This is a genomic window from Sphingomonas segetis (genome assembly GCF_009720245.1).
GTDB lineage: Bacteria > Pseudomonadota > Alphaproteobacteria > Sphingomonadales > Sphingomonadaceae > Sphingomicrobium > Sphingomicrobium segetis.
This window is the reverse complement of sequence record NZ_WJSQ01000147.1, coordinates 1-6561: the sequence shown is the minus strand read 5'-3', so window position 1 is coordinate 6561 and position 6561 is coordinate 1. Positions and strand designations below refer to the sequence as shown.

The 6561-nt window shown below is 66.5% G+C and carries 5 protein-coding genes; all 5 read left to right on the top strand.

What is annotated here, in order from left to right; genetic code table 11:
• A partial coding sequence (locus GH737_RS12105; RefSeq protein WP_230558792.1) for an ATP-binding protein occupies nucleotides 1-473 on the top strand: 473 nt, incomplete at its 5' end.
• Between the two features lie 91 nt (nucleotides 474-564).
• Nucleotides 565-2592 carry a M13 family metallopeptidase gene (locus tag GH737_RS12100; RefSeq protein ID WP_230558791.1) on the top strand — a complete coding sequence of 676 codons (2028 nt, stop codon included), beginning with the start codon at nucleotides 565-567 and terminating at the stop codon, nucleotides 2590-2592.
• A 32-nt stretch (nucleotides 2593-2624) separates the two neighbouring features.
• On the top strand, nucleotides 2625-4655 hold the full coding sequence (locus GH737_RS12095; RefSeq protein WP_155265063.1) for a M13 family metallopeptidase: 2031 nt from the start codon (nucleotides 2625-2627) through the stop codon (nucleotides 4653-4655).
• Between the two features lie 127 nt (nucleotides 4656-4782).
• Nucleotides 4783-5739 (top strand): polyprenyl synthetase family protein, encoded by a 957-nt coding sequence (locus tag GH737_RS12090; protein ID WP_155265064.1) that lies wholly within the window; start codon nucleotides 4783-4785, stop codon nucleotides 5737-5739.
• A 104-nt stretch (nucleotides 5740-5843) separates the two neighbouring features.
• The coding region (locus GH737_RS12085; protein WP_155265062.1) for a DEAD/DEAH box helicase at nucleotides 5844-6561 on the top strand (718 nt) is incomplete at its 3' end.

The window sequence follows — 6561 nt, the reverse complement described above, 5'->3', positions numbered from 1 at the left end:
CGCGCGCCCGCGCGATCGGCCGCCGCGCCTCGGCGCAGGCACGCGCGACGGTGTGGGACAGCCTCCAGGCGGTGCAGCGCGCGGTCGAGCGACTGCATGAGGGTGTGACGATCGACATCGCCGGCGACCATGAGGCGCAGGTGCGGGTCGAGCGCCAGGACCTCGACGAGATGCTCGGCAACCTCGTCGAGAATGCCGCGAAATATGGCGGCGGACGGGTGTTCGTGACGGTCGAGCCGAGGGGCGGGATCGTCGACATCCTGATCGAGGACGACGGCCCGGGAATCCCGTTGGAATTGCGCGGCGAGCTGTTCACCCGCGGCGCGCGGCTCGACACCACCGGCAAGCCAGGCACGGGGCTCGGCCTCGCGATCGTCCGCGACGTCGCGCAAATCTACGGCGGCAAGGTGTCGCTCGAGGAGAGCGAGGACCTCGGCGGGCTCCTCGCGCGGCTGACTCTTCCGGCGGGTTAGTCGCCGGGACCCGTTCATTCGTCGAAAAGTCTTGCCAAATAACAGGTGCTTGCGGCATTCCGCCCCGGATTCTCCGGAGGGGTGATATTCCATGAAATTCAAGATGTTGGCGCTCGCCACCGCGAGCCTGATGGCGGTTGCGGTCCCGGCCGCGGCGCAGCCCGGCAAGCCGGTGTACGGCGACTGGGGCTACAATTCCGCGGCGATGGACCAGTCGGTCAAGCCCGGCGACGACTTCTGGGCCTACGTCAACGGCACCTGGGACAAGAAGACCGAGATCGCCGCCGACCGCGCCTCGGCCGGCCCGTTCGTCACGCTGTCAGACCAGGCGGAAAAGGACGTGCGCCAGATCGTCGAACAGCTCGCCAATGACCCGAACCGCGACCATCTCGGCCAGCAGATCGGCGATTATTATGCGAGCTACATGGACCAGGCGGCGATCGAAGCCGCGGGCCTGGCGCCGCTCAAGCCCTACCTCGGCGAGATCGATAGCGCCAAGTCGCGCGCGCAGCTGCTGTCGCTGTTCGTGAAGCCCGGCTTCGCCAGCCCGGTCGACGTGTCGATCATTCCCGACTTCAAGAATTCCGAGCGCTATACGGCAATCGCGGGCCAGGCGACGCTCGGCATGCCGAGCCGCGAATATTATCTCGACGACAGCGCCAAGATGAAGGCGCACCGCGCAGCTTACCGCGACTATATCGTCACCATCGAGAAACTCGCCGGCCTGCCCGGCGGCGAAGCGGCCGCGGACCGCATCATCGCACTCGAGACCGCGCTCTCGAAAGCGCAGTGGCCGGCCGCCGAGCGCCGCGACATCGACAAGATCTACAACCCGATGACTCCGGCCGAGCTCAGCAAGCTGGCGCCGCAGTTCAGCTGGACGTCGACGCTGGCCGAAGCCGGTCTCGGAAGCGCCAAGAGCGTCATCGTCACCGAGCCGTCTGCGGTCGCCGGCGCGGGCAAGATCCTCGCTTCGACGCCGCTGTCGACCTGGAAGGAGTGGCTCGCGTTCCGCTTCGTGTCCGATCACGCAAGCTATTTGCCCAAGGCGATCGATGACGCCCGCTTCGGCTTCTATTCGAAGGAGCTCTCGGGCGTTCAGCAGCAGCGCGACCGGTGGAAGCGTGGCGTCTCCGCCGTCAACGGAGCGCTCGGCGAGGGCGTCGGCGAAATCTATGTGAAGACGCACTATCCGGCCGAATCCGAGCGCCAGATGACCGAGCTGATCGATAATCTGCGCGCTGCCTATCGCGATCGGATCACCAACAACAGCTGGATGGACGACGCGACCCGAAAGGCTGCGATCGAGAAGCTCGCCGCGTTCGAGCCGCGCATCGGCCACCCAATCAAATATATCGACTATTCGTCGATGAAGGTCGTCAAGGGCGATCCGCTCGGCAATGCGATGCGCGCTGGCGAGTTCGACTGGAACCTCGAACTGTCGCGCTTCCCGAAGCCGGTCGACCGCACCTTGTGGGGAATGTATCCGCAGACGATCAACGCTTACTACAACCCGCTGGCGAACCAGATCACCTTTCCGGCCGCGATCCTTCAGCCGCCGTTCTTCGATCCCAACGCGGACGCGGCCGCCAATTACGGCGCGATCGGCGCGGTGATCGGCCACGAGATGGGCCACGGCTTCGACGACGAGGGCCGCAAGTTCGACCCGAAGGGCAACCTTCGCGACTGGTGGAGCGCCGACGCGGCGAAGCTCTATTCGCAGCGCACCGACAAGCTGGTGAAGCAGTACGATGCGTTCAGCCCGTTCCCGGGCGTGAACCTCAACGGCAAGCTGACGCTGGGCGAGAACCTCGGCGACCTGTCGGGCGTCGAGGCAGCCTATGCGGCGTACAAGATGTACACCGCCAAGCACGGCGAGCCGCCGGCGATCGACGGCCTGACCGGCGACCAGCGCTTCTTCATCGCCTACGCGCAGGCATGGCAGGGCAAGGACCGCGAAAACGCCGAACGGCAGCAGATCCTCACCGACCCGCACAGCCCGGACAAGTACCGGGTCAACGGAATCGTGAGGAACGTCGATGCCTGGTACAAGGCGTTCAACGTCCAGCCGGGCGACAAGCTGTACCTGCCGCCGGAGCAGCGGGTGCACATCTGGTAATCATCTGAGAAGCGATTTCGGGGGAGGTGAAGATGAGGGTTCGTTCGTTGCTGTCGATTGCGAGCGCGGCGCTCATCGCCGCCTCCCCCGCCGCATCGGCGACGAAACCAGTCTATGGCGCGTGGGGCTATGACGCCACCGCGATGGACAGCGCCGTCAAGCCGGGCGACGACTTCTTCGATTATGTGAACGGCGCCTGGGCGAAGCGCACCGACATCGCCGCCGACCGCACCTTCGTCGGTATCGACTCGGTGCTCAACGACCAGATCGAGCGCGACGTCCGCGCGATCGTCGAGGACATGGCCAGGGACCCGGCGGCGGGCGGCAAGCTCGGCCAGCAGATCGGCGACCTTTACGCCAGCTGGATGGACGAAGCGCAGGTCGAGCAGCTCGGTACCGCGCCGCTCGAGCCGTGGCTCGACAAGATCGCGGCGGCCAGGACCCGCGGCGAGCTGGTCGACCTGTTCGCGAGCCCCGGCTTCGACTCGCCCGTCGGCCTGTTCATCATCCCCGACCTCAAGAACCCGGCGAAATACGCGGTCTACGCAGGCCAGTCCGGTCTCGGCATGCCCAACCGCGATTATTATTTGCTCAAGGGCGAGAAGTACGACGCCTACCGCAAGGCCTATCGCGATTACATCATCGAGCTCGAGCGGCAGGCGGGGATCAGCGATGCGGAAGGGCGCGCCGACCGGATTATCGCGCTCGAGACCGAAATCGCCAAGATCCACTGGACTCCCGAAGAGAGCCGCGACGTCGAGAAAATCTACAATCCGATGACGCGCGCGCAGCTGAAGGCGTTCGCGCCGCAGCTGGAGTGGGACCGCGCGCTGGCCAGGCTCGGCCTTCCGAAGGTCGGCAAGGTGGTCGTCGCGCAGAAGAGCGCGGTCGCGGCGGAGGCCAAGCTGTTCGCCTCGGTGCCGCTCCAGACCTGGAAGGACTGGACGGCTGTCCATTTCATCAGCTCGAACGCGCAATTCCTGCCCAAGGCGTTCGACGAGGCGAAGTTCAACTTTTACTCGAAGACGCTTCGGGACGTGCCGGCGCAGCGCGCTCGCTGGAAGCGCGGCGTCGACATGGTCAACGGGGCGCTCGGCGAGGGCGTCGGTCAGATCTACGTCCAGCGCCACTATCCGCCCGAGAGCGACCGCCAGATGCGCGAGCTGATCGGCAACGTCCTCGCCGCGCTCAAGGAGAAGATTGCCAACAGCAGCTGGATGGATGCGCCGACGAAGGCGCGCGCGCTGGAAAAGCTGGCGACCTTCGATCCCAGGATCGGGCACCCGTCCAAGTACATCGATTATTCGTCGCTCGAGTTGAATCGCGGCGACCTGTTCGGCAATGCGCTGCGCGCGCAGGATTTCCAGTGGAAGCTGCAGCTGTCGCGCTTCCCCAAGCCCGTCGATCGCTCGCTGTGGGACATGCTGCCGCAGACCAACAACGCTTATTACGATCCGACGCAAAACCAGATCACCTTCCCTGCGGCGATCCTGCAGCCGCCCTATTTCGACCCAAACGCCGACGCCGCGTCCAACTACGGGAGCATCGGCGCGACGATCGGGCACGAGATCGGCCACGGCTTCGACGACCAGGGCCGCAAGTTCGACGCGCACGGCAAGCTCACCGACTGGTGGACCGCGACCGCCGCGAAACTCTACACGACGCGCGCGGAGACTCTGGTCAAGCAGTACGACGCCTACGAGCCGATCCCCGGAGTCCACATCAAGGGCCAGTTGACCCTCGGCGAGAACCTCGGCGACCTCGGCGGGCTCGAAGTCGCATATTCCGCCTACCGCCGCTACGTTGCCGACCATGGCGAGCCGCCCGTGATCGACGGGCTGACCGGCGACCAGCGCTTCTTCATCGCCTACGGCTACAGCTGGGAGCGCAAGGACCGCGAGGGCGCGCTCCGGGCGCAGCTGCTCACCAACGAGCACAGCCCGGCCAAATACCGCGTCAACGGCGTCGTGCGTAACATCGACGCCTGGTACAAGGCGTTCGACGTGAAGCCAGGCGACAAACTGTACCTGCCGCCCGAGCAGCGTGTGCACATCTGGAACTAGGGAGTTCCTCCCCAGCCACCGGCTGGGGAGGAACTTGCCCGACGGCCAGCCCCAGCCTAATCGCGCTCGTGTGACCGCGACCATCCATCCGCTGAGTGCTGAGCGCGCGCCGTCGCTGGACGCGCTGATGGCGCTGGTCGCGCCGGACATGAACGGCGTCAATGCCGTCATCCTCGAGCGGATGCAGAGCAAGGTCGCCTTGATCCCCGAGCTCGCCGGGCACCTGATCGCCGGCGGCGGCAAGCGCATGCGGCCGATGCTGACGCTCGCCTGCGGGACCCTGCTCGGTTACCCGGGAACGCGCCACCACAAGCTCGCCGCCGCGGTCGAGTTCATCCATACCGCGACACTCCTCCACGACGACGTGGTCGACGGCTCGGGAATGCGCCGTGGAAAGCGCACCGCGAACCTCATCTGGGGCAATCCGGCGAGCGTGCTGGTCGGCGATTTCCTCTTCTCCAGAGCGTTCGAGCTGATGGTCGAGGACGGCAGCCTCAAGGTGCTGAAGATCCTCAGCCACGCGTCGGCGGTAATCGCCGAAGGCGAGGTCGAGCAGCTGACCGCGCAGCGGCAGATCGACACCGACGAGGACCATTATCTCGAGATCATCAGCGCCAAGACCGCCGCGCTGTTCGCAGCCGCATGCCGCGTCTCGCCGGTGGTCGCCGAAGCCAGCGAGGACGCCGAGGTGGCGCTCGAATGTTACGGCCGCAATCTCGGCATCGCCTTCCAGCTGACCGACGACGTGATCGACTATGCATCGGATGTAGCGACGATGGGCAAGGGCGTCGGCGACGATTTCCGCGACGGCAAGATGACGCTCCCGGTGATCCTCGCTTATGCCCGCGGGAACGGGGACGACCGCGCATTCTGGCGTTCCGCGGTCGCCGGGCAGCGCGTGTCCGACGACGACCTTTCGCACGCGATTGCGCTGCTGAAGTCGACGGACGCGCTGGCAGACACGGTGGAGCGCGCGCGCCAGTACGGCCGCCGCGCCGTCGACGCGCTCGCGATGTTTCCGGCGAGCAAGGCCAAGGCTGCGCTGACCGAGGCCGCCGAGTTCGCGGTCGCGCGCGCTTATTGAGGCTGTCCTACAAGGCACCGCTCGTGCGACAGCGGGCCAGTGCATCGATTCGCTCGCGGCCCTGAACATTGGTTTTCAGCAGATCAGGGATCGAAGCGGCGCGGATGCCCCACGTCAGTGCGAACATTCGCGAAGATTCGCCGGTGACGCTGCCCGTCGACGAGGTCCTGTCGGATCTGCTCGGGGTCCTCAGGGAGCAGAACCGCGCGCTGCTGATCGCGCCGCCGGGCGCGGGCAAGACGACCAAGGTCGCGCCGGCCCTGCTCGCCGAGCCATGGTGCGGCGGCCAGGTGCTGCTGCTGGTGCCGCGCAGGCTTGCCGCGCGCGCCGCGGCGGAGTTCATGGCGTCGGCGTTCGAGGAGAAGCCGGGCGCCACCATCGGCTATGCGACGCGGCTCGACAGCAGGGTCGGCGAGCAGACGCGTGTCATCGCGATGACGCACGGCGTGTTCCTCGCGCGGATCGAGGCCGATCCCGAGCTTGCCGGCGTATCGGCAGTACTGTTCGACGAGGTGCACGAGCGCAGCCTCGATAATGACCTCGCGTTGGCGCTTGCGCTCGATTCGGCGGGCGCGCAGCGGCCCGAGCTGCGGCTGGTGGCGATGTCGGCGACGCTCGACACGGAACGCTTCCAGCAGTTGCTCGGAGGCGCGCCGACGATCGTCAGCGAAGGCAGGAGCTTCCCGCTCGAGGTCCGCCATGCGGGCCGCGACCCTGCCGCGCCCATCGAGCCGCAGATGGCGTCGGCAATCCGGACGGCGCTCGCCGAGCATCCCGGCTCGCTCCTCGCCTTCCTGCCGGGGGTGGCCGAGATCGAGCGCA

Excerpts from the sequence above, each read along its gene's own strand:
- GH737_RS12100 (WP_230558791.1), top strand. The coding sequence starts at position 565 with ATGAAATTCAAGATGTTGGCGCTCGCCACCGCGAGCCTGATGGCGGTT.
- GH737_RS12090 (WP_155265064.1), top strand. The coding sequence starts at position 4,783 with ATGGCGCTGGTCGCGCCGGACATGAACGGCGTCAATGCCGTCATCCTC.
- GH737_RS12095 (WP_155265063.1), top strand. The coding sequence starts at position 2,625 with ATGAGGGTTCGTTCGTTGCTGTCGATTGCGAGCGCGGCGCTCATCGCC.